The following is a 22,761-nucleotide window of genomic DNA, read 5'->3' on the forward strand; positions in this document are numbered from 1 at the left end:
CGACGGTACCCCAGCCGGGCAGGGGGCGCCAGTCAGCCCGGGGCGTGGGCCAGCCTCAGTTGGCCCACGGCGGGCTGTAGCGCACTTTCAGCGTGCGCACGGCCGGGTCGGCGCGCAGCGCCTCCATCAGCTTGGAGTCGATGCGCACCGCGCTCTGCCCGGAGACATCGAGCATGCCGGCCACGCCGCCCTGCGGGCCCTTCAGCAGCAGGTCCAGGCGCAGCGGCGTGCGCCCGGGGCGGTGGCGGTCGAGCACCGCATTGACGCGTTCCCAGACCGGCCGCTGCTGGCGCAGGTCCAGACGCAGCGACAGGCGCGTGGCGTAGTTGGCGCAGACCTCGTCGAAATCCCAGCACTGGCGGATGCGCAGCGCATAGCCGCCGTTGAACTCGTCCTCGCGCAGGCCGCCCTTGACCACCAGGATGCGGTCCTTGGTCATCAGGTGGCCGAACTCGGCCATGGCATCGGAGAACGCGCTGCACTCGACGCGGCCGCGCCCGTCCTCGAGCTGGATGAAGATCTGGCTTTCGCCCTTGCGGCGCACGCCGACCACCTGGCCGGCCAGCACGGTCGGCACTTCCGGGCGCCAGCGCTTTTCACCGCCGTTGCCACCACCGCCACCGCTGTTGCTGGAACTCCAGATCTTCTCGACCGAGCCCAGGTCGTTGCCGACCAGGTCGCGCACATCGTCGCGCCACGGATCGAACGGGTGGCCGCTGAGGTAGAAGCCGAGCGTGTCGCGCTCGCCGTTCAGGCGCTGCAGCAGCGGCCATTCCTCGGCTTCGACCAGGTCCAGCTGGATGGTCGCCGTGCTCGGGTCGGGGCCGCCGAACAGCGAGTTCTGGCCCGAGGCACGCTCGCGCGCCATCTGCTCGGTGGCCTTGATCACTTCCGGCAGCTGCAGCATCAACGAGGCGCGGTTGTGGCCTAGCTCGTCCAGCGCGCCGCAGTTGATCATCGCTTCCAGCGTGCGCCGGTTGAGCTTGGCCGAACCGATGCGGGTGCAGAAGTCGAGCAGATCCTTGTACTGGCCGCCCTTCAGGCGTTCGTCCACGACCGCTTCGCAGGCACCCTGGCCGACACCCTTGATCGCGCCCAGGCCGTACTGGATGGTGTCCGGCGTTGCCGCTTCGAACATGAAGGCGGACTGGTTCACCTTCGGCGGCAGCACGGTCAGGCCGAGGTTGCGCACCTCGTCCAGGAAGCCGACCACCTTGTCGGTGTTGTCCATGTCCGAGGACAGCGTGGCTGCCATGAACTCGGCCGGGTAATGGCGCTTGAGCCAGGCGGTCTGGTAGCTGACCAGTGCGTAGGCGGCAGCGTGGGACTTGTTGAAGCCGTAGCCGGCGAACTTCTCCATCAGGTCGAAGATCGCGTCGGCCTTGGCCTCGTCGACGCCATCCTTGGCCGCACCTTCGCGGAAGATTTCGCGGTGCTTGGCCATTTCGGCCGGCACCTTCTTGCCCATCGCACGGCGCAGCAGGTCGGCGCCGCCCAGCGAGTAGCCGCCGACGATCTGCGCCATCTGCATCACCTGCTCCTGGTACACCATGATGCCGTAGGTGTCCTTCAGGATCGCTTCGGTGCGCGGGTCGGGATAGATGATTTCTTCCTGGCCGTGCTTACGCGCGTTGAAGGAGGGAATCAGGTCCATCGGGCCGGGTCGGTACAGCGACACCAGCGCGATGAGGTCTTCGAAGCGGTCGGGGCGCGCGTCCTTCAGCAGGCGGCGCATGCCCGAGGATTCGAACTGGAACACCGCACCGGTGTTGCCGTTGGCGAAGATGTCCTTGTAGGTGGGCGCATCGTCCAGCGGGATCGCGGCGATATCCACCGGCGGGATGCCGGCGCGCTCATGGCGCTTGTTGATCGCCTTCACCGCCCAGTCGATGATCGTCAGCGTGCGCAGGCCGAGGAAGTCGAACTTCACCAGGCCGACTTCTTCCACGTCGTTCTTGTCGAATTGGGTGACCGGGTTCTTGCCCAGGCCGTTCTCGTCGTGTTCGGCGTACAGCGGGCAGAACTCGCTCAGCGGCTCGGGCCCGATCACCACGCCACCGGCGTGCTTGCCGGCGTTGCGGGTCAGGTCTTCCAGCTGCAGCGCCAGGTCGATCAGGTCACGGACATCGTCCTCGGTCTCGTAGCGCTGGATCAGTTCGGCCGAGGCCATTTCCGAGCTCGGGCCTTCCTTGCCCTTGCCCAGCGCATCCTTCAGGTGGATGCCCAGGATGTTCGGGATCAGCTTGGAGACGCCGTCCACCAGGCCGTACGGGAAGCCCAGCACGCGGCCGGAGTCGCGCACCACGGCCTTGGCCGCCATGGTGCCGTAGGTGATGATCTGGCTGACGCGCTCGCGCCCGTACTTGCGCGCGACGTAGTCGATCACTTCATCGCGGCGGTCCATGCAGAAGTCGATGTCGAAGTCGGGCATCGACACGCGTTCCGGGTTCAGGAACCGCTCGAACAGCAGGTTGTACGGCAGCGGGTCCAGGTCGGTGATCTTCAGCGCCCACGCCACCAGCGAACCGGCACCCGAACCACGGCCGGGGCCGATCGGGATGCCCTGGTTCTTGCCCCACTGGATGAAGTCGGCAACGATCAGGAAGTAGCCCGGGAAGCCCATCTTGATGATGGTGTTGAGTTCGAACTCCAGGCGTTCGAAGTACTCCTCGCGGGTCTTGCCCGGCGCCAGCGGATTCTTCTCCAGGCGCTCTTCCAGGCCGTCGCGCGACATCTTCTGGATCCAGGTGTCCAGGGTCTCGTCGTCGGGCACCGGGTAGTTGGGCAGGAAGTAGGTGCCCAGCCGCATCTCGATGTTGCAGCGCTCGGCCAGCGCCAGCGTGTTGTCGATGGCATCGGGGATGTCGGCGAACAGCGCGCACATCTCCTCGGCCGACTTCAGGTACTGCTGGTCGCTGTACTCGCGCGGGCGCTTGGGATCGTCCAGCACGCGGCCGGTGGAAATGCACACGCGCGCTTCGTGCGCGCTGAAATCGGTCGGCGCCAGGAAGCGCACGTCGTTGCTGGCCACCACCGGCAGGCCGCGCTGGCCGGCGGCCATCAGCGCGAAGCGGTTGAAGGTTTCCTCGCCTTCGCGGCCGGTGCGGGTCAGTTCCAGGTGCAGGCCATCGCCGAACGCGCGCTGCCAGTCGGCCAGCTGCTGCTCGGCGAGGTCGTGCTTGCCGTCCAGCGCCAGGCGGCCGGCCAGGCTGTCACGGCCGGCCAGCGCGAACAGGTTGGCATTGCCGGCCTTCAGCCAGTCCGGGTGGATCGCCACGCCGCCTTCGGGCCGGTGGCCTTCCATCCAGGCGCGGGTCAGCAGCCGCGACAGGCTCAGGTAGCCCTCGCGGTCGCGGCACAGCAGGGTCATCCGCCACGGGTCCTGGCCTTCCTCGGCGATCATCACGTCGGCGCCGGCGATGGGCTTGATGCCCACGCCTTCGGCGGCCTTGTAGAACTTGACCAGGGCGAACAGGTTGTTGAGGTCGGTCACCGCCAGCGCGGGCAGGCCGAGTTCGACCGAGCGCGACAGCAGATTGGCCTGCTTGGCCTTCTTCGGGTCGGCCTGGTCCGGCTTGGCCGGCACGCGGATGGTCGAGTCCGCCAGCGAGAACTCGGTGTGGACGTGGAGATGTACGAAGCGGGAGTTGGACATGCCGGACCAGGTTGGAGCGCGCGGGCCCCGGGTGCTGACGGGGAAATCGTCACCGGGGTCGGGAAGCGCTGGAGTGCCCGGTCAGGGTAACGAGGGCAGGGGGTGGCGACAAGGACTTGACGGTGCGGCGATTGCGCGGATCCGCCGGGCGCGGTCACGCGTTCAGTGTAGCGCCGGGCCATGCCCGGCGGCCGTTGTTCAGGCAATCGCGATCTCGGCCGCCACAACCTGCGGCGCTTCCAGGCATTCACGCACCGGCGCGAAGCTGCGGCGGTGCTCGTCGCAGGGGCCGTGGCTGCGCAGCGCGGCCAGGTGGGCGGGGGTGCCATAGCCCTTGTGCTGGTCGAAGCCGTACTGCGGGTGCCGCACGTGCAGTTCCTGCATGTAGCGGTCCCGCGAGACCTTGGCCAGGATCGAGGCCGCCATGATCGCGCGGTCGATGCCATCACCGCCCACCAGCGCCTGTGCCGGCAGCACCAGGCCTTTGGGCACGACGTTGCCATCGATGCGGGCGAAGCCGGCCACGTGGGCCACGGCGGCCACCACGTCGCGCATGCCCTGCAGGGTGGCCTGGTAGATGTTCAGGCGGTCGATGGCGTTCACGTCCACCAGCACCACCTTCCAGGCCAGGGCCCGTTCGATGATGCGGTCGTGCAGCTGCTCGCGGCGCGCGGCGGTCAGCTGCTTGGAATCGTCCAGGCCGTTGATGCGCGGCCGCGACGGGTCGAACACCACCGCGGCCACGGCCACCGGGCCGGCCAGCGGGCCACGGCCGGCTTCGTCCACGCCGGCCACCAGGCGTTCGGGCTCGACCACCGCCGCGCCATCGAACAGGGCCAGGCTGGCCGCAGCGGCCGCGCGACGGCTCATGCGGTTTCCTGCTTGCTGACCAGCAGCTCGCCCACCGCATCGGCGGCGCGCGCCGAGGCATTGCGGCGCAGGCGCTCGTGCAGGCGCTCGTAGGTGCCCTGCAGGTCGGCGCTGCGCTGCGGGTGGTCGAACCACTGCTGGATGGCCGCGGCCAGCTTGTCCGGCGTGCAGTCGTGCTGCATCAGTTCCGGGGCAAGATCCTGCGCAGCGAGGATGTTGGGCAGGGCGAAGCGGTCGACCTTGATCAGCCCCAGCGCCTTCACCAGGCGGTAGGTCAGCTCGTTGACCCGGTAGCCGACCACCATCGGCCGCTTCACCAGCATCGCTTCCAGCGTGGCCGTGCCGGAGGCCAGCACCACCACGTCGGCGGCGATCATCGCCGTGCGCGCCTGGCCATCGAGGACATGCGAGTACGCCACCGGCAGCGCCGAGCGTGACAGCTGTTCCTCGATCAGGCGGCGGCAGGCGGCGTTGGCCGCCGGCACCACCACGTGCAGGCCAGGGATGCGTTCGGAGACCTGCCAGGCCGCCTCGAAGAACGGTTCGCCCAGGCGTGAGATCTCGCCCAGGCGGCTGCCCGGCAGCACCGCCAGCACCTTGGCTGAGGCGGGCAGGCCGAGCGCGGCACGGGCCGCATCGCGGTCACCGTGCAGCGGAATGTCATCGGCCATCGGATGGCCGACAAACCGCGCGTCGATGCCGTGTTTGGCATAGATGGGCGGTTCCATCGGGAACAGGCACAGCACCAGGTCGGCACTGCTGCCGATCTTCTCCGCGCGCTTCTCGCGCCAGGCCCAGACCGAGGGGCTGACGTAGTGCACGGTGGGGATGCCGCGCTGCTTCAGCCAGCGCTCGATGCCCAGGTTGAAATCCGGCGCATCGATGCCGATGAAGACATCCGGCTGCCACGCCAGTGCCCGCTCGCGGAACGCCGAGCGCAGCTTGAGAAGGCGCGGCAGGTGGCGCAGGACTTCGGTCAGGCCCATCACCGCCAGCTCGCTGGCATCGTGCCAGGTCTGGCAGCCCGCATTGCGCATCGCGTCGCCGCCGATGCCGGCGAACTCGGCATGCGGGAAACGCGCCTTCAGCTCACGCACCAGGCCCGCGCCGAGCAGGTCGCCGGAGGCTTCGCCCGCCACCAGCGCAATCCGCAACGGGCGCTCGCTGAGCACCCGCTGCGCAGGCACGCTGCCGGCCATCGAGGCCAGCGGGATGACGGCGGCGCCGGCCGGCGCCTGGCCGGTCGTGGCGCTCATCGCAGCAGGTGCCTCTCGGTGTGCTCGATGAAGTCCAGCATGGAGCGGACGTCATCGCTGGCCTGTGCCTGCTCGGCCAGCTGCTGCTTGGCTTCTGCCAGCGGCAGGCCTGCCACGTACAGGGTGCGGTAGGCACGCTTGATGGCGGTGATGCGTTCGGCATCGAAGCCACGGCGCTTGAGGCCTTCGCTGTTGATGCCGCGCGGGCGGCCCAGCGAATCGGTGCCGACCATGGTGAACGGCGGCACATCGCCGTTGGTCAGCGCGCCCATGCCGAGGAAGGCGTGGGCACCGATGCGGCAGAACTGGTGGGCACCGGCGAAGCCGCTGATGATCACGTAGTCGCCGACGGTGACATGCCCGGCCAGGGTGGTGTTGTTGGAGAACACGCAGAAATCGCCGACGTGGCAGTCATGCGCCACGTGCGTGTAGGCCAGCATCCAGTTGTCGTTGCCGATGGTGGTGATGCCACCGCCGCCGCCGGTACCGCGGTTGAGGGTGACGAATTCGCGGAACACGTTGCGGTCGCCGATCACCAGCTCGGTGCGTTCACCGGCGAACTTCTTGTCCTGCGGCTCGCCGCCGACCGCGACGTGGCCGATGAAACGGTTGTCGCGGCCGATCCGGGTCGGGCCATGGATGCTGCAATGCGGACCGACCTCGGTGCCGGCGCCGATTTCGACGTCGGGCCCGATGATCGTGAACGCGCCCACGCGGACGTCGTCGGCCAGTCGTGCCGACGGATCGATCACGGCGGTGGGATGGATCAGGGGAGCGCTATCGGTCATCTCGGTCCTCCGTACAGGGTCAGTCGCGGGTGCCGGCGCACAGCACCTCGGCGCAGGCGACGACTTCGCCGTCGACCTTGGCCACGCAGTCATACACGGCCATGTTGCGGATCACGCGCTTGATCTCGACGTGCATTTCCAGCACGTCGCCCGGCACCACCTGCTTGGTGAAGCGGGCCTTGTCGACCTTGACCATGTAGAACAGCTTGGACTGCGAATCGCGGCCCAGGGTGAGCTGGGTCAGCACGCCGCCGGCCTGGGCCATGGCTTCGATGATCAGCACGCCCGGCATGATCGGCTGGTTGGGGAAGTGGCCCTGGAAGAACGGCTCGTTGATGCTGACGTTCTTGGTGGCGACGATCTTGCGGGCCTCGTAGTCGATCGACAGAACCTTGTCGACCAGCAGGAACGGGTAGCGGTGCGGCAGCAGCGTCTGGATCTGCGCCATGTCCGGCAGGGTCTGGGGCTGGCTCATTCTTTCTCCTTGCTCACAGACAGGATGCGACGGGCCAGTGCATCGAGCTGCTTGAAGCGCGCGGCGTTCTTGCGCCACGTGCGGTTGTCGGTCAGGGGCGTCCCGGACGAGTATTCGCCCGGTTCGGTGATGGAGTTGCGGACCACCGATTTACCGGTGATCACGACCTTGTCGCAGATTTCCAGATGGCCGACGACGCCGACGGCGCCGCCGAGCAGGCAGTAACGGCCGATCTTGGCGCTGCCGGCGATGCCGGTGCAGCCAGCGATGGCCGAATGGGCGCCGATCTGCACGTTGTGCGCGATCTGCACCAGGTTGTCGAGGCGGACGTCTTCGGCCAGCACGGTGTCTTCCAGCGCACCACGGTCGACGCAGGTATTGGCGCCGATCTCGCAGTCATCGCCGATGCGGACGCCGCCCAGCTGCGGCACCTTGATCCACTTGCCGGCATCCATCGCCAGGCCGAAGCCATCGGCGCCGAGCACGGCACCGGGATGGATGCGCACGCGCTTGCCGAGCTTCACGCGGGTGACCAGGGTGACGCGGGCAATCAGCTCGCAGCCGGTGTCCAGGGTGCAGTCTTCGCCGATGATGCTGCCGGCGCCGATGATGCAGTTCTCGCCGACCACGCTGCGCGCACCAATGGTGACGAACGGGCCAATGTGGGCGCTGGCGGCCACCTGGGCCTGCGGGTCGATGACCGCGCTGGGGTGGATGCCCGGCTCACGCACGGGTGCGACGTCGAACAGCGCGGCGATCTTGGCGAAGGTGGTGTAGGGATCCTTGGCGACGAGCGCGGCGCCGGGGGCGGCTTCGGCGTCCTCGGCACGCAGGACCACCAGCGAGGCCTGGCTGTCGGCCAGCTGGGCGCGGTAGCGCGGGTTGGCGAGGAAGGTCAGCTGGCCGGCACCGGCATGGGCGAGGGTAGCCACGCCACGGATGGCGGTGGCGGGGTCGCCATGGACCTGCAGGCCGAACTGATCGGCGAGTTGCTGGGCGGTGTAGGTAGGAGTATTCACGGCGGGAGTTTAACGTGTGACGCCAGTCCGGTCATGCGGGGCGGTTCCACGGCCAACGGCAGGGGCCCTCGTGGCTTGCAGGATAAGGCCCGTGGCAGGGTTGGACGGGCAGGGCCAGCGGGGGACGGCGCAAGTACGTCCATGTAGCCTTGGCCGCCGCTTGCTCGAATGCACTGTCTCGATCGAGCGGGAAGACGGGTATTGGACATCCCTCCCTACAGGCCCGAGGCTTGCCTCGGACCGCGGATCGGTGGTTTATCCTTCGCGATGGGCTCGCTGTTGACCGATCTCTGGGGCACACCCGTTTGATTGTGTCCGACTGCCAACGTGGACAGCCTTCAGGCAGGTGGTAAATCCGTGGTAGCTGGGCGCGCAAAGCTGCCCAATCTCTGAGTGCCGCCCATCTACGTAAAGAGATGGGCGGCGCTGGGGTCACATGAACACGTAGCCTAACGGGCCATCATTCGTTGCTTCCGCATTGCCATCGCAATCCTGGCGGAGAGTGTCGTAATGGCGCAATTTCTTCTGCCAAATGTGCACGCAACGGTAAAGTGGCACGGTCCCGGCGATCTGGACAGTTGAAATGTGGCCTACGGCCCCTTGGCCAGGAGGAACATTCTGTCCCTCACAATTGCTGTCTCTTGAAGTGAATAGGTCGTAGGGACTTGGTCCCCAGCATTCCCATATCAGAGCGCTATTCTCGAAGGGGGTTCGAGAAATAAAGCCTAGCGTGCCTTCTATACGCCAACCGTCGTCCTCCCAGTTGTGCCCCATATTCAAGCGAGAGGTGTGAGTGTGCAATCTGGCGTTGTGAAGCCGATGAAGCTCAGCCAAAGTGACGCCAGGGGGGACAAAGAGGCTCGGGTCCATCTGGACGGCCGAGTTCGCCAGCGCTGCCACATCTTGCTCTTTCGCATGGGTAGCGAAGGTGCTACCAATTATGACGAGCAATGAAAAGCCCAGAATACTCGTTCTCACCGACAACTCCTTTTATAAAGTCGCGAGCCTCTTGCTCGCCGAGAAAGGCTATCTAGGATCGGGCACGCTTTGTGTGGCTCAGTGCGCAGGTGAGCTGATAATCGCTCAGATGCGTCGCTTTCAAGCCACTTCTTCCTTGTGATCGCATTTAAAAATGGCTGGTCTAGTATGCAAGGCGTGGCAAACGCGACATGGGGTGCTCGCGTGGGAAGCGTGCGCTAATGGCAGGCATGGCGCCCCGTGCTTGTAGAAGTTTCCCGTATGAAGCCGGGCCGAAGCCAGCAGCCGGAAGATTCCGATCTCTGCCTCTGAATAACTCCGTTTGCTCTCTGGACCTGTTGATGCGGGGCAAGTATCCGGAAGCATGGATTGCCGAGCCATGCTCGGCTCACCGCGTGTGAACGCGGCAGCGAAAACAAAAACGCCGGGCAGAGCCCGGCGTTTCGTAACCCGTCTGGTGGAGAGCCCCCCTTCTGTTAAGGGGGGCGCGCCAACGGCGCGGGGGATAGGTGAAATGCGGGGGCAGTTCACCGGAGGTGGCGCGGTTCTGAGGAGCTTCGCTCCTTAGAACTGCCCACCGAAGGTGAACTGCAGGCGCTCGATTTCGTCGCCGTCCTTCTTCTTCAGCGGGAACGCGTAGCTGATCGAGATCGGGCCGACCGGGGCGCGCCACAGCAGGGCCACACCGGTGGACACGCGCAGTTCGTTGGCCTTGAAGTTATCCACGCCGTTGTAGACGTTGCCGAAGTCCACGAAGGCCGACACGCGTGCCGACGGGCTGTCGAACAGGCGCGGGAAATAGGCTTCCACCGACCCGACGGTCTTCAGCGAACCACCCAGCGGCTGGCCGTTCGAGTAACCATTGATCGCTTCCGAACGCGGGCCAAGGGTGTTGTCCTCGAAGCCGCGCACCGAGTTGGTGCCGCCAGCGTAGAAGTTCTCGTAGAAGGGCAGGCCGGAGGCCTTGACCGTCTTCACGTAGTCCGAGGAGCTCGGGTTGCAGTCGACGGTCTGCGTCGGGTTCGGGTTGGCTTCGGTCGGCGCGGTCCAGCACAGGTCGCGGATCTGGTCCTTGCCGTAGCTGTCGCCGTAGCCGATTTCAGCACGCGTGTTGATCACCAGCGAGGGCATGATCGGCCAATACTTGCTGATCTGGTAGTTCAGCTTGAAGTACTCGACGGTCGAGCCCGGCAGGGTGGTTTCCAGGCCGATGCGCTGGTACGTACCACGGGTCGGCATGAAGTAGTCGTTGCGCGAATCGCGCGCCCAGCCCAGCTCGCTGCGCCACGCATGGAACGTCTTCGTGCCCAGAGCATCGATGTAGTCGATGATCGACTGCGGCGTCGCGTTCCGGTAGGTCGTGATCTGGTTGCTGTCGATGCCGAACATCAGCGAGACACTGTCGGTCTCGGTCAGCGGCACGCCGAACACCACCTGCGCAGAACCATTGGTGCTGTTGTACTGCGCGGTGTTGAAGTCGGAGTAATCCAGTTCGCGCCAGGACAGGTTGTAGCCCAGCGACACGCCGTCATCGGTGAAGTACGGGTTGGTGTAGCTGAAGCCGTAACGCTGCAGGTAGCTGCTGCGCGAGGCTTCGACCGACACGCGGTTGCCGCCGCCGAGGAAGTTGTTCTGCGACAGCTGCACCGAGGTGGTCATGCCGTAGGACTGCGAGTAGCCCAGGCCGAACACGAAGCTGCCCGACGTGGTTTCCTTGACGTTGTACACCACGTCGACCTGGTCGTTGCTGCCACTGACCGGCGGGGTTTCAACGTCCACCGATTCGAAGTAGCCCAGGCGCTGCAGGCGGATCTTGGAACGATCGATCGCCGCCTGCGAGTACCAGGTGTTCTCGAACTGGCGCATTTCGCGACGCATCACTTCGTCGGAGGTGCGGGTGTTGCCCTTGAAGATGATGCGGCGCACCGACACGCGCGGGCCGGGGACGACCTGCATGTTCACCGCGACCGTCTGCTCGGCACGGTTGGTGGTCGGGATCGGGTTCACCTTGGCGAACGCGTAGCCGATGTTGGACAGCGAATTGGTGATCGCGTCGGAGCTGAACTCCAGCAGCGCACGCGAGAACGTGTCGCCGGCGCGCTGCACGACCATGCGCTCGACATCTTCCTGCGGGAGGATGGTGTCGCCGCTGACCTTGATGTCGGAGATCTTGTACTGGTTGCCTTCGGTCACGCCGGCCGTCACGAACATGTCGCGCTTGTCCGGGCTGATCGAGACCTGGGTCGAGTCGATGCTGAAATCGACGTAGCCGCGGTCCAGGTACCAGGAGTTGAGCTTTTCCAGGTCGCCGGACAGCTTTTCCTTGGAGTACTGGTCATCGCGGCGGTACCACGACGCCCAGTTGTGCTCCTTGGATTCCCAGATTTCCAGGATGTCCTTGCTGTCGTACTTTTCGGTACCGACCAGATTGACGTGCTGGATCTTGGCGGCCTTGCCTTCCTTGATCGCGATGGCGATGTCCACGCGGTTGCGGTCCAGCGGGCTCACCGTCGGGGTGATCTCGACGTTGTACTTGCCACGATCGTTGTACTGGCGGCGCAGTTCCTGCGTCACGCGGTCCAGGCTCAGGCGGTCGAAGGTGCCGCCTTCGGTCAGGCCGATGTCGGACAGGCCCTTCAGCAGCTGGTCGGACTTGATGTCCTTGTTGCCGGTGACGGTCAGCTTGTTGATAGCCGGCCGTTCCTTGACGGTCACGACCAGGATGTTGCCCTGGCGGTCCAGCTGCACGTCTTCGAAGAAGCCGGTCTTGTAGAGGGCGCGGATGGTCTCGCCGACCTTGCTGTCGGTGACCGTCTCGCCACGTTCCACCGGCAGGTAGGTGAACACCGTACCCGAGCTGATGCGCTGCAGGCCGTCGACGCGGATGTCGCTGACAGTGAAGGGCTCGGCTGCCTGGGCCAGGGCGGGAGCGCCGGTGACGGCGGCGAGGGCGAGGGCCAGCAGGCGGCGATTGGGGAGTCGCGTCATGTCACGTCCGGTAGGAAGGTCGATTTCATTGGTACGGGGTGCCGGCGCTGTAGACGCCAAAAACGTGGAAAAGTTCATCGCGTGGCCAGGCCGAGGATGTCGTTGTAGAACGCCAGCCCCATCAACCCGGCCAGCAACGCCAGGCCGATGTACTGACCCGCGGCGATGGCACGCTCGCTCAGCGGGCTGCCCTTGACCAACTCGATAAGGTAATACAGCAGGTGCCCGCCGTCCAAGATGGGAATCGGCAGCAGGTTGATGATGCACAGGCTCAGCGACAGCAGCGCGAGGAACTGCAGGAACCAGTCGAGGCCGCGCTTGGCCGAAACATTGGCCACGCGGGCGATGGTGACCGGGCCGGAAACGTTCTGCAGCGAGGCCTTGCCGGTGACGATGCGGGCCATCATGCCCAGCGAATCGGAGGCCAGGCGGCCGGTTTCACGCACGGCCACGGTCACCGCATCGAGCGGGCCGTAGCGCATCAGGGTGTCATAGGCGGGGCTGAAGGCGCCTGAGAAGCCCACGCCGATCTGCCAGACCGGCTTGCCCTGGCCGTCCTTGCCCTGGCGCGGGGTCACTTCCAGCGCCAGGCGCTCGCCCCCGCGCAGCACTTCGATCATGCCGGGCCCGCCACGGCGGCCCAGTTCCTGGATCTGCGGGCTGACCTGGTCGGCCCCGTCGATGCGCTGGCCGTCGATGGCCACGATCACGTCGCCCGCCTGCAGCAGGCCGGCCACGGCCGAATCGGCCGTCAGGCTGTCCACCTGCGCCGGCTGCAGCGCGGCCTGCCACTGCAGGCCCGCCAGGCTGGGCACGCGGCGTTCATCGAAGCCGGCCGGCAGTTGCGACAGCGGCAGGGTGCGGTTGCGCACCTGGTCACTGCTGTCCAGCACTTCGAGGGTGACGTCACGCCGGTCCATCGCTGCGGCGGTCAGGGCCATGCTGGCATCGCCCAGGGTGACCACGTCGCGGTCGTCCACGCGCAGCACACGGTCGCCGCTGGACAGGCCGGCGCTGGCGGCGATGCCGGTGGTGCGGCCGATGGTGGCCGAATAATCCTGCTTGCCGATCACGAACATCGCCCACAGCAGCAGGATGCACAGCAGCAGGTTGGCGATCGGCCCGGCGGCGACAATGGCGATGCGCTGCCAGACCGTCTTGTGGTTGAAGGCCTGACCCCGCTCGTGCGGGTGTACCTCCACCTCGCGCTCGTCGAGGAACTTCACATAGCCGCCCAGCGGCAGAGCGGCGATGGCGAACTCGGTGCCGTGCTTGTCGCGGCGCGACCACAGCGGGCGGCCGAAGCCGACCGAGAAGCGCAGCACCTTGACCCCGCAGAGGCGGCCCACGGCGTAGTGCCCGAACTCGTGGAAGGTGACCAGCAGCCCGAGGCTGACGATCATCCACCAGACCGATCCGATGAAGTCAGTCATGCAGGCTCACGGTGGCGGGCAATGGCAGCGGCGTCATGCGGTATGGGCGTGGCGTTCAGGCGGCGTCGATGGCGTTCAGGGTCAACTGGCGGGCCCGCTGGTCGGCGGACAACAGGCCCTCCAGTGTATCGGCTGCTTCGGTCGGCAGTGTTGAAAGAGCGTTAGCAACCAGCGCGGGAATACTCAGGAAACCGATCCTGCCCTGAAGAAACGCTGAAACCGCCTCTTCATTGGCGGCATTCAGCACCGCCGGAGCAGTGCCGCCGGCCTGCATCGCCTGCCAGGCCAGGGCCAGGCAGGGGAAGGCCTCGGTATCGGGCGCTTCGAAATCGAGCCGGCCCTGGGCCAGCAGGTCCAGCCCGGATACGCCCGATTCGATGCGCTGCGGCCAGCCCAGGCCGACGGCCAGGGTGGTGCGCATGTCCGGCAGGCCCAGCTGGGCCAGGGTCGAGCCGTCGACGAACTCGACCAGCGAATGGACCAGGCTCTGCGGATGGACCAGCACCTCGATGCGCTCGCCGGGCACCTTGAACAGGTGGTGCGCCTCGATCACTTCCAGGCCCTTGTTCATCAACGTCGCCGAATCGACCGAGATCTTCGGGCCCATCGACCACTTCGGGTGGGCAACGGCCTGGGCCGGGGTCACCTGCTCCAGTTCGGCGCGGCTGCGGCCACGGAACGGGCCACCGGAGGCGGTCAGCAGGATCCGGCGCACGCCGGCCCCGTCCAGGCTGGCATCGCGCGAGCGCAGGCACTGGAAGATGGCGCTGTGCTCGCTGTCGATCGGGATGATCTCGGCGCCGCCGCGTTCGGCGGTGCGGGTCAGCAGCTCGCCGGCCAGCACCAGCGATTCCTTGTTGGCCAGCAGGATGCGCTTGCCGGCGGCGGCAGCGGCCAGGGTCGAGGACAGGCCGGCGGCACCGACGATGGCGGCAACCACGGTGTCACAGGCATCGCTGGCCGCGAGCTGGTCCAGCGCGGCAGCGCCGGCGTGGGCTTCGGTGGCCAGGCCAGCGTCGCGCAGGCCGTCGCGCAGTTCGGCGTACAGGCTGTCATCGGCGATGACGGCATGGGCGGGGCGATGCTGGCGGCACAGCGCCAGCAGGGCCTGCACCTGGCGGCCGGCGGCCAGCACCGTGGCCTGGTAGCGCTGCGGGTGGCGTGCGATCACGTCCAGCGTGGAGGCACCAATCGAGCCGGTGGCGCCGAATACGGCGACCCGGCGCAGGTCTGCAGCAGCATCCATGGTCAGAATCCGAAGATTTCCTTGCCCAGCGCGAACACCGGCAGGGCGGCCAGCACGCCGTCGACGCGGTCCAGCACGCCGCCGTGGCCAGGAATGAGGTGGCCCGAATCCTTGGCGCCGGCGTGGCGCTTGATCAGGCTTTCGTAGAGGTCGCCCAGCACCGAGGCGAACACGGCCACCACCGAGGTGACCAGCAGGCCCGGCAGGTGCGCGACATCCACGCCGGCGAGCAGGCCCAGGCCCACGGCCACGGCGACACCGGCCAGCAGGCCACCGAACAGGCCTTCCCAGGTCTTGTTGGGGCTGATGCGCGGGGCCAGCTTGTGCTTGCCGAAGTGGCGGCCGGCGAAATAGGCGCCCGAATCGGCGGCCCAGACCAGCGCCAGCGCGGCCAGCAGCCACAGGTGGCCCAGGTGGCCCGGCGGATCGCCGCCGGCATGGATCAGCACCAGCGACGCCCATGCCGGCACGATGGCCAGGGTGCCGGCCAGCAGCTTGAGGATGCGTGCCGGGCTGCCCGGCTGCGCGCCGAAGGTGAAGAAGCGCAGCCAGACCAGGGCGGCCAGCCACCAGGCCACGCCGACCAGGGTGGCCAACTGGAACAGCACCAGCGAGCTGCCATCGGCCCACACCATCAGCACCATCAGCAGCAGGTTCAGCACCAGCAGCACGGTACGGGCCAGGGTGTCTTCGATGCCGGCCAGCTTCAGCCATTCCCACAGGCCGATCAGGAACACGGCGGCGGCGGCCGCAGCCAGCCATTGGGTGGGCAGCAGCAGGATCGCGGCAATGGCCACCGGCGCCATGATCAGCGCGGCGAGGACTCGGGTCTTGGTCATGGGCTGGGCGTCTCGGTGGCCAGGGCGGCGATCTGGGCGCTGGTCAGGCCGAAGCGGCGTTCACGATTGGCGTAGGCGTCCAGCGCCTGCTGCAGCTGCGCGGAATCGAAGTCCGGCCACAGTGCCTCGGTGAACCACAGCTCGGTATACGCCAGCTGCCACAGCAGGAAGTTGCTGATGCGGGTATCGCCACCGGTACGGATGAACAGGTCCGGCGGCGGCAGGTCGGCCAGGGCGACCTGGCGGCCCAGCAGCGATTCGTCGATCTGCTCGGGAAGCAGGCGCCCGGCGGCCACTTCCGCCGCCAGCGCACGGGCGGCGCGGGCGATGTCCTGGCGCCCGCCGTAACTGGCGGCGATCGACAGGGTCAGGGTGGTGTTGTCGGCGGTGCGCTGTTCGGCCAGCTGCATGCGGCTGACCAGCCCTGCACCGAAGCGGTCGCGCTCGCCGATGAAGCGCACGCGCACGCCACGACGGTGCAGCTCGTCCACTTCACGGTCGAGCGCGCCGAGGAACAGCTTCATCAGGGCATCGACTTCTTCCTGCGGGCGGCCCCAGTTCTCGCTGGAGAACGCGAACAGGGTCAGTGCCGGAATGCCCAGTTCAAGGCAACGGTCGATGGTACGGTTGACCGCGCGCGCGCCGGCACGGTGGCCGATCACGCGCGGACGGCGGCGCTGCTGTGCCCAGCGCCCGTTGCCATCCATGATGATGGCAAGGTGGCGGGGCAGGGCGGCCGGCAAGGGAGGCGGGACTGAAGGCATCGACTTCAGACCGACAACAGTTCCTTTTCCTTGTCGGCGACGACTTTGTCGACGTCCTTGATGCTGGTGTCAGTCAGCTTCTGGATGTCGTCTTCGCCGCGCTTCTTCTCGTCTTCGCTGATGGCCTTGTCCTTGACCAGCTTGGCGATTTCCTTGTTGGCATCCTGGCGGATGTTGCGCACGGCGATCTTGGCGCCTTCGCCTTCCTTCTGCACCTGCTTGGCCAGTTCCTTGCGGCGCTCTTCGGTCGGCGGCGGCATGTTGATGCGGATGGCGGCGCCCAGCGTGTTCGGGGTGAACTCGTGGTTGTACAGGCCCTTCTCGATTTCCTTGATCATGCTCTTGTCGAAGGGCGTGACCAGCAGCGAGTGGGCATCGGCGTTGGAGATCGACGCGACCTGGTTCAGCGGGGTGCTGGCGTTGCCGTAGGCATTGACCGTAACGCGGTCCAGCAGGGCGGGAGTGGCACGCCCGGTGCGGATCGAGGTGAGGGTGTGCTTCAGAGCGTCGATGCTCTTGGCCATGCGCGTCTGCGCGTTGTTCTTGATGTCGTTGAGCATCGCCCGGGTCCTGGATGTAACTGGAATCGGGCGATTATAGGCGAATACGGGACGCTGCCGGGCCTGAATCGGCCCGGAGCACGTCTGGCGCTCAGGCTCAGGCCGGGTCGCGGCCCTGGACCAGGGTGCCGATGTTGGCGCCGCCGAGGATCTTCAGCAGCTCGCCCGGCTGGCCCATGTCGAACACGCGCATCGGCAGGTCGCTGTCGCGGGCCAGCGCGAAGGCGGCCGTATCCATCACTTCCAGGCCGCGGCGGATCACTTCGTCGTAGCTCAGGCTGTCGAAGCGGACCGCATCGCTGTGCTTGTTCGGGTCCTTGTCGTACACGCCATCGACCTTGGTGGCCTTCAGCAGCAGGTCCGCGCCGATCTCGATCGCACGCAGGGCCGCGCCCGAGTCGGTGGTGAAGAACGGGCTGCCGACGCCGGCGGCGAAGATCACCAGACGGCCCTTTTCCAGGTGGCGGATGGCGCGGCGGCGGATGTAGTCCTCGCACACGTCGTTGATCTTGATGGCGCTCATCACGCGGGCCTTGGCGCCCAGCTTCTCCAGCGCGTCCTGCATGGCCAGGGCGTTGATGACCGTGGCCAGCATGCCCATCTGGTCGCCGGTGACGCGATCCATGCCGCCTGCGGCCAGGCCGGCGCCGCGGAAGATGTTGCCGCCGCCGATCACCAGCGCCACTTCGGCGCCCGCCTGCTGGGCCTCGATCACTTCACGGGCCAGGCGGTTGATGATCTTCGGGTCGATGCCGTAGTCCTCATCTCCCATCAGCGCCTCCCCGGACAGTTTCAGAAGGATGCGGCGATAGGCGAGCTTGGACATATGGACCTCGTGAGCGTGGAAATCGCGGGGGATTCTACGCGCATGCGGCGCGCGGCCAAAGCATTTTGTGCACTGCGGCGCAGAAAGCTTCACCGCCCCGTTCAGCCGGGGCGGCGGGTTCAGCCCAGTTCGGCGCCCGCCGTGGCAGACAGCTCATCATGCCCCAGTTCGCCGGGAGAGCGTGCGATGACACGGTTACGGCCCAGGTTCTTGGAGCGGTACAGCACGTCATCGGCGGCGCGCAGCAGGTCCTGCACGCCCGCAAAGCGCTCGTAACCGCCCTGGGTGGCTACGCCGGCGGAGAACGTCACAAACAGTGGCCCGCTCTCCAGTTCGACCATCGGGGTGGAGACGATGTTGGCCAGCACCCGGCGGATCACGTCCAGGGCGACCGCTTCGCTGGTGTTGGGCAGCAGCGCCACGAACTCCTCGCCGCCGAAGCGGGCGACGGTGTCGCTGTTGCGCAGCTGGCCCTGCAGCTTGTTGGCGAACACGCGCAGCACTTCGTCGCCGGTCAGGTGGCCGTGGGCGTCGTTGATCTTCTTGAAATCGTCCAGGTCGATGAAGGCCACCGACAGCGGCCAGCCATGCCGGCCGGCGCGCTGGAACTCCTGGTCGAGCACGGTTTCCAGCTGGCGGCGGTTGAGCACGCCGGTCAGGGCGTCGCGGTGGGCCTGGTCGGCCAGGCGCTTGGCCCGTGCCTCGAATTCGTCGGCACGGCGGCGCGCCTGTTCGGCATCCTGCATCTCACGCAGGTTGCGCAGCGTGGTCAGCTCCTGTGCGTGGTCGATCAGCTCGCGCACGCGCGACGGCGAGCTCAGGCCGGTCTCGAACAGGCTGGCGATGTCCGGCAGCGCGTCGCTGATGCGGGCGAGCACCTGGTCGAAGCGGGCGCTGTCCAGCTGCAGGCGCTCGTGGACCTCGTGCAGGGCGCGTTCGCGGGCGGCGTCGGCATCCGCGTCCAGCCAGATGTCGGCGACCGCGCCGGACAGCTGCACGCAGGCCTGGAACGCATTGTCGGTGGCAGGCTCGGACTCGCTCAGGCGGATGCTGTCCACCAGGTAGCGCGGCAGGCCCCACTGTTCGGCCACCCAGGCGCCGACGTCGGCGTGGGTGCAGCCCAGTTCCTCGCGCTCGCGGGCGATCAGGTCCAGGTTGTCACCGGCTTCGCGCAGCAGCGGCAGGTAACGCTCCGATTCGGCCTGGGCCAGGCACAGCACGCCCATGTCCTGCAGCAGGCCGGCCAGCATCAGTTCTTCCAGCCGGCGCAGGCCGCGGGCCTGGCCCAGCTGGCTGGCGGCCAGGGCGCTGAGGATGCTGCGCTTCCAGGCGCGCTGGCGCAGGTCGTGGTCGGCGCCGCTGCCACCGGTCAGGCCCTGGGTCACGGTGAAGCCCAGGGCGAGGCTGATCGTGGCGTTGAGCCCGAGCATGGTCAGGGCCTGGCCGAGGTTCTCGATGCGGCGCCGGCTGGCGTACAGCGGCGAATTGGCGATGCGCAGCATGCGAGCGCTCAGCGCCATGTCGATGGCGATGATGTCGGCGGCGGTGGCGATGTCCGCTTCCGGGTCCTGGGCCAGTTCGATGATGCGCAGGGCAATACCGGGGGGCGAGGGCAGGTTGCGGCACAACGCCAGGGCAGCAGTCAGCTCAGGAGGCATGTCGGATCGTTCAATTCCATTAGGACAAGAATACCTAGGAATGCATCACAGTCTGCGACTTCTGTTCCTGTTATGTGATTGCGTATTCCCCTATGCCGAGTATCGGCTTGAATGGGCGATAACGCAAAGATCCTTGTTTGGGATGTGCGCACCAACGGTACGCACCCACAGGGGGAGAAGGTGTGCGCACCAACGGTGCGCACCCACGGGGGGAAGTGGTGCGCACCCACCGGGGGGAGAGGGTGGGTGCACCAACGGTGCGCACCTGTAGGCACAAAAAAAGAGCCGCGGTTTCCCGCGGCTCCTTCTGGTCGTTTCGCAGCCGGTGGGCTGGAATCAGACCTGCATCGCCTTGGCAACTTCGGCGGCGTAGTCTTCAACCACCTTCTCGATGCCTTCGCCAACGACCAGCAGCTGGAAGCCGGCCACGTCGGCGCCGGCGGCCTTGACCACCTGCTCGACGGTGGTGTCGCCCAGCACGTAGGTCTGGCCGTACAGGGTCACTTCGCTGACGATCTTGTTGATCTTGCCGCTGATGATCTTTTCCAGGATGTCGGCCGGCTTGGACTTGTCCTTCTCGGACATCTTGGCCAGTTCGATTTCCTTTTCCTTTTCCACGAACTCGGCCGGCACGTCGGCAGCCTTGTTGTGCGGCGGCTTCAGCGCAGCCACGTGCATGGCCAGGCCGCGGGCCAGTTCGACGTCGCCGCCGATCAGGTCAACCAGCACGCCGACCTTGCCGTTGGTGTGGACGTAGGCACCGACGTTGCCGGTGGTGTCGACCTTGACCAGGCGACGGATCTGGATGTTTTCACCCAGCTTCTGGATCGCGGTGGCGCGGGCTTCTTCGACGGTCTCGCCGGAGGCCAGCTTGGCGGTCTTCAGGGCTTCGGCGTCAACGGCGCCCGATGCCAGGGCGGCAGCGGCGACGGAATCGACGAAGTTCTTGAAGTTGACGTCGTTGGCAACGAAGTCGGTTTCCGAGTTGATCTCGACCAGCACGGCCTTGCCGCCGTCCTGGGCCAGGCCCAGACGGCCTTCGGCGGCCACGCGGTCAGCCTTCTTGTCGGCCTTGGCGGCGCCCGACTTGCGCAGGGCTTCAGCAGCGGCGTTGATGTCGCCGCCGGCTTCGGTCAGCGCCTTCTTGCATTCCATCATGCCGGCGCCAGTGCGCTCGCGCAGTTCCTTGACCAGGGAAGCAGTGATTTCCACGGGATTACCTCACGAAAGAAAGGGGTAGGGCCGGCATGTTGGCCGGCCCGTGTGACAGTGTCCGGTCGCCGCGCCATTGGCAGCGGTCAGGACAGGTGGGCGCTGGGCGCCCACCGGGGGCCTGGATCAGGCCTGGGCTTCGCCCTTGTCAGCAGCGGCCTTCTTGGCCGGTGCGCGGCGAGCCGGCTTGCCTTCTTCAGCAGCAGCGGCGTCGGCGAAGTCTTCTTCACGCACCGAAGCAGCGTGCGGAGCGGCAGCCTTGCCTTCCAGCACGGCGTCGGCAGCGGCGCGGGCGTACAGCTGCACAGCGCGGATGGCGTCGTCGTTGCCCGGGATCGCGTAGTCGACCAGTTCCGGGTTGTAGTTGGTGTCGACCACGGCGATGACCGGGATGCCCAGCTTCTTGGCTTCCTTGATCGCGATGTCTTCGTGGCCGATGTCGATCACGAAGATGGCGTCCGGCAGGCGGTTCATGTCCTTGATGCCGCCCAGCGAGGCTTCCAGCTTGTCGCGCTCGCGACGCAGGCCCAGCACTTCGTGCTTGACCAGCTTCTCGAAGGTGCCGTCGGTTTCACCGGCTTCCAGTTCCTTCAGGCGGGCAACCGACTGCTTGACGGTACGGAAGTTGGTCAGGGTGCCGCCCAGCCAACGCTGGTTCATGAACGGCATGCCGCAACGCTCGGCTTCTTCACGGATGGTTTCGCGGGCGCTGCGCTTGGTGCCCAGGAACAGGACGGTGCCGCGCTTCTGGGCAACCGACGAGATGAAGTTCATCGCGTCGTTGAACAGCGGGACGGTCTTTTCCAGGTTGATGATGTGGATCTTGCCGCGGGCGCCGAAGATGTACGGAGCCATCTTGGGGTTCCAGTAGCGGGTCTGGTGGCCGAAGTGGACGCCGGCTTCCAGCATCTGACGCATGGTGACCTGGGGCATTGCAAAACTCCTGATGGGGAACCGGCGATTCCGCCCGCGGGATAGGTATGCGGGACGCGTGGAAGCGCTGATGGTTCCGGGGTTGGGCTTCCCTGTTGCCTCCGTGGCCGAACTCCTTGCGGAGCACCCCGGCACGGATGGGGGCAGCAGGTGTGGATTCGCCGATGACGTACGGCGTGGACGGCGTTCCGCGCACGGGGCGGCAGAACATCCGGCGGATTATAGTCCGGAGAGTGCCGGCGGTGCAATGGCAGGGGCGGGCGTGAGCACGGCTTCGCTGCCATCGGCCAGTCGGGCGCGGAATCCGCCGCCGGCATAGCCCCCGTCGCGGGGCGGCAGCGGCCAGCTGCGCCCGCTGCCGGCCAGCACGTAGCCGGCCAGCCCCGGCAGCACGGGGGCGCTGTGCCCCTGGGCGTCGATGAACGTCAGGTCGGCCAGGCGCGCGTGCAGGGTGCCGCCATTGTAGAGCCACAGCCGCGGCGGTTGCCCGGACCCTGCCAGCAGGGCGGCCTGCAGAGGCAGCGGGCGCGCCGATGCCGCCGGCTGCAGGAAGACCGGCAGCGAATGGCGCTCGGCGCGGCCGGGGGCGGTTCCCGGCTGGGGCGCGATCAGCAGCCGGTACGCACGTTCGTCCCGTTCAGGTGCCGGCCCCAGCCGCACGATCCGCAGCCGTTGCCGCTGGCCAGGCAGGATGTGCAGCCGCGCGGGGCTGACCGCAAGATCATCCGCCGGGTCCAGGGTGTCCCCCTGGCCAGGCTGGTTCCAGCGGTAGACGGTGGCGTGGCCGGTCCATTCGGTGGCCTCGTCGTTGGTCACCCACAGCGCGTCGTGGCTGGTTCCGGCCGGGATTTCAACGCCGCTGCGCGACAGTTCCAGGGCATGGGCAGGGGCGGCCAGCAGCCCGCACAGCAGCGCCCGCAGCACGACCTGCCCCATCAGTAGGTAATCGTCACGAGGCCAAGCGCCGCATCGCCTTCCTGTGCGGGTGGGCTGAGGGCCCGGATCTGCTCGGCACGGCCCCCGGCCGAGTCGCTGCGCTGCAGCGGTGCCTGCGCCGTGCCGGGTGCGCGGATCTGCAGGGTCACCCCGACACCGGCCTGCGCGGGAGCGGGTTCAGCCGCCGCAGCGTCGGGCAGGGGAATGTCGCTGGCTGCCGCGGCAAAAACGGGCAGGGCGGCACAGGCCAGGCAGATCAGGCGCAGGGAGGACATGGGCGGCACCAGGGCAATGCAGTCGATATCGGCGGCACTGCCCCGGTCTG

The 22,761-nt window shown here is 67.0% G+C and carries 17 protein-coding genes and 1 pseudogene; all 18 read right to left on the reverse strand.

All coding sequences use genetic code 11. From position 1 onward, the window contains the following. Positions 1-55: 55 nt before the first annotated feature. On the reverse strand, positions 56-3,655 hold the full coding sequence (gene dnaE, locus C1927_RS07035) for a DNA polymerase III subunit alpha (protein WP_108746290.1): 3,600 nt from the start codon (positions 3,653-3,655) through the stop codon (positions 56-58). 198 nt (positions 3,656-3,853) lie between these two features. Further along, on the reverse strand, positions 3,854-4,525 hold the full coding sequence (locus C1927_RS07040; protein ID WP_108746291.1) for a ribonuclease HII: 672 nt from the start codon (positions 4,523-4,525) through the stop codon (positions 3,854-3,856). Then, positions 4,522-5,685 (reverse strand): annotated as a pseudogene (gene lpxB, locus C1927_RS07045) (lipid-A-disaccharide synthase); the annotation flags it as partial. The gene C1927_RS07040 and the pseudogene lpxB, both read right to left, overlap by 4 nt. A gap of 92 nt (positions 5,686-5,777) precedes the next feature. Next, on the reverse strand, positions 5,778-6,569 hold the full coding sequence (gene lpxA / locus C1927_RS07050; protein WP_079221247.1) for an acyl-ACP--UDP-N-acetylglucosamine O-acyltransferase: 792 nt from the start codon (positions 6,567-6,569) through the stop codon (positions 5,778-5,780). Positions 6,570-6,588: 19 nt separating this feature from the next. Then, on the reverse strand, positions 6,589-7,044 hold the full coding sequence (fabZ, locus tag C1927_RS07055) for a 3-hydroxyacyl-ACP dehydratase FabZ (protein WP_079221248.1): 456 nt from the start codon (positions 7,042-7,044) through the stop codon (positions 6,589-6,591). Further along, positions 7,041-8,063: a UDP-3-O-(3-hydroxymyristoyl)glucosamine N-acyltransferase gene (lpxD, locus tag C1927_RS07060; RefSeq protein WP_079221249.1), complete on the reverse strand. Its 1,023-nt coding sequence runs from the start codon at positions 8,061-8,063 to the stop codon at positions 7,041-7,043. Before lpxD ends, fabZ begins: the two co-directional genes overlap by 4 nt. Before the next feature lie 1,542 nt (positions 8,064-9,605). Then, a complete protein-coding gene (gene bamA, locus C1927_RS07065; RefSeq protein WP_108746292.1) occupies positions 9,606-12,029 on the reverse strand; it encodes an outer membrane protein assembly factor BamA in 2,424 nt (807 codons plus the stop codon). A gap of 74 nt (positions 12,030-12,103) precedes the next feature. Next, complete coding sequence (gene rseP, locus C1927_RS07070; protein WP_108746293.1) at positions 12,104-13,462, reverse strand: RIP metalloprotease RseP; 1,359 nt, start codon at positions 13,460-13,462, stop codon at positions 12,104-12,106. Between the two features lie 55 nt (positions 13,463-13,517). Then, positions 13,518-14,708: a 1-deoxy-D-xylulose-5-phosphate reductoisomerase gene (locus C1927_RS07075; RefSeq protein WP_108746294.1), complete on the reverse strand. Its 1,191-nt coding sequence runs from the start codon at positions 14,706-14,708 to the stop codon at positions 13,518-13,520. Between the two features lie 2 nt (positions 14,709-14,710). After that, positions 14,711-15,547, reverse strand: a complete 837-nt coding sequence (locus C1927_RS07080) for a phosphatidate cytidylyltransferase (protein ID WP_108746295.1) — start codon at positions 15,545-15,547, stop codon at positions 14,711-14,713. Next, entirely contained in the window at positions 15,544-16,311 is a 768-nt protein-coding gene (uppS, locus tag C1927_RS07085; RefSeq protein WP_079221254.1) for a polyprenyl diphosphate synthase, read from the reverse strand. The genes C1927_RS07080 and uppS overlap by 4 nt, the downstream gene beginning before the upstream one ends. Positions 16,312-16,316: 5 nt before the next feature. Beyond that, the gene (frr, locus tag C1927_RS07090; protein ID WP_079221255.1) at positions 16,317-16,871 is read right to left on the reverse strand and encodes a ribosome recycling factor; all 555 of its coding nucleotides are present in this window, start codon (positions 16,869-16,871) and stop codon (positions 16,317-16,319) included. Positions 16,872-16,968: 97 nt separating this feature from the next. Beyond that, on the reverse strand, positions 16,969-17,697 hold the full coding sequence (gene pyrH, locus C1927_RS07095; RefSeq protein WP_079221256.1) for a UMP kinase: 729 nt from the start codon (positions 17,695-17,697) through the stop codon (positions 16,969-16,971). Between the two features lie 119 nt (positions 17,698-17,816). Beyond that, positions 17,817-19,355 (reverse strand): GGDEF domain-containing protein, encoded by a 1,539-nt coding sequence (locus C1927_RS07100; protein ID WP_079221257.1) that lies wholly within the window; start codon positions 19,353-19,355, stop codon positions 17,817-17,819. A 336-nt stretch (positions 19,356-19,691) separates the two neighbouring features. Further along, positions 19,692-20,567 (reverse strand): translation elongation factor Ts, encoded by an 876-nt coding sequence (gene tsf, locus C1927_RS07105; protein ID WP_079221258.1) that lies wholly within the window; start codon positions 20,565-20,567, stop codon positions 19,692-19,694. Positions 20,568-20,693: 126 nt separating this feature from the next. Beyond that, a complete protein-coding gene (gene rpsB / locus C1927_RS07110) occupies positions 20,694-21,500 on the reverse strand; it encodes a 30S ribosomal protein S2 (protein WP_079221259.1) in 807 nt (268 codons plus the stop codon). A 219-nt stretch (positions 21,501-21,719) separates the two neighbouring features. Continuing rightward, a complete protein-coding gene (locus C1927_RS07115; RefSeq protein WP_254051545.1) occupies positions 21,720-22,436 on the reverse strand; it encodes a fimbria/pilus periplasmic chaperone in 717 nt (238 codons plus the stop codon). Then, positions 22,436-22,711, reverse strand: a complete 276-nt coding sequence (locus C1927_RS07120; RefSeq protein ID WP_159095318.1) for a hypothetical protein — start codon at positions 22,709-22,711, stop codon at positions 22,436-22,438. Before C1927_RS07120 ends, C1927_RS07115 begins: the two co-directional genes overlap by 1 nt. Positions 22,712-22,761: the final 50 nt, after the last annotated feature.

The sequence above is a fragment of the Stenotrophomonas sp. ZAC14D1_NAIMI4_1 genome, assembly GCF_003086775.1.
Classification (GTDB): domain Bacteria; phylum Pseudomonadota; class Gammaproteobacteria; order Xanthomonadales; family Xanthomonadaceae; genus Stenotrophomonas.

Coding starts and splice junctions, on each gene's coding strand:
- dnaE (WP_108746290.1), bottom strand. CDS start 3,655: ATGTCCAACTCCCGCTTCGTACATCTCCACGTCCACACCGAGTTCTCG.
- C1927_RS07040 (WP_108746291.1), bottom strand. CDS start 4,525: ATGAGCCGTCGCGCGGCCGCTGCGGCCAGCCTGGCCCTGTTCGATGGC.
- lpxA (WP_079221247.1), bottom strand. CDS start 6,569: ATGACCGATAGCGCTCCCCTGATCCATCCCACCGCCGTGATCGATCCG.
- fabZ (WP_079221248.1), bottom strand. CDS start 7,044: ATGAGCCAGCCCCAGACCCTGCCGGACATGGCGCAGATCCAGACGCTG.
- bamA (WP_108746292.1), bottom strand. CDS start 12,029: ATGACGCGACTCCCCAATCGCCGCCTGCTGGCCCTCGCCCTCGCCGCC.
- rseP (WP_108746293.1), bottom strand. CDS start 13,462: ATGACTGACTTCATCGGATCGGTCTGGTGGATGATCGTCAGCCTCGGG.
- C1927_RS07075 (WP_108746294.1), bottom strand. CDS start 14,708: ATGGATGCTGCTGCAGACCTGCGCCGGGTCGCCGTATTCGGCGCCACC.
- C1927_RS07080 (WP_108746295.1), bottom strand. CDS start 15,547: ATGACCAAGACCCGAGTCCTCGCCGCGCTGATCATGGCGCCGGTGGCC.
- uppS (WP_079221254.1), bottom strand. CDS start 16,311: ATGCCTTCAGTCCCGCCTCCCTTGCCGGCCGCCCTGCCCCGCCACCTT.
- frr (WP_079221255.1), bottom strand. CDS start 16,871: ATGCTCAACGACATCAAGAACAACGCGCAGACGCGCATGGCCAAGAGC.
- pyrH (WP_079221256.1), bottom strand. CDS start 17,697: ATGTCCAAGCTCGCCTATCGCCGCATCCTTCTGAAACTGTCCGGGGAG.
- C1927_RS07100 (WP_079221257.1), bottom strand. CDS start 19,355: ATGCCTCCTGAGCTGACTGCTGCCCTGGCGTTGTGCCGCAACCTGCCC.
- rpsB (WP_079221259.1), bottom strand. CDS start 21,500: ATGCCCCAGGTCACCATGCGTCAGATGCTGGAAGCCGGCGTCCACTTC.
- C1927_RS07115 (WP_254051545.1), bottom strand. CDS start 22,436: ATGGGGCAGGTCGTGCTGCGGGCGCTGCTGTGCGGGCTGCTGGCCGCC.
- C1927_RS07120 (WP_159095318.1), bottom strand. CDS start 22,711: ATGTCCTCCCTGCGCCTGATCTGCCTGGCCTGTGCCGCCCTGCCCGTT.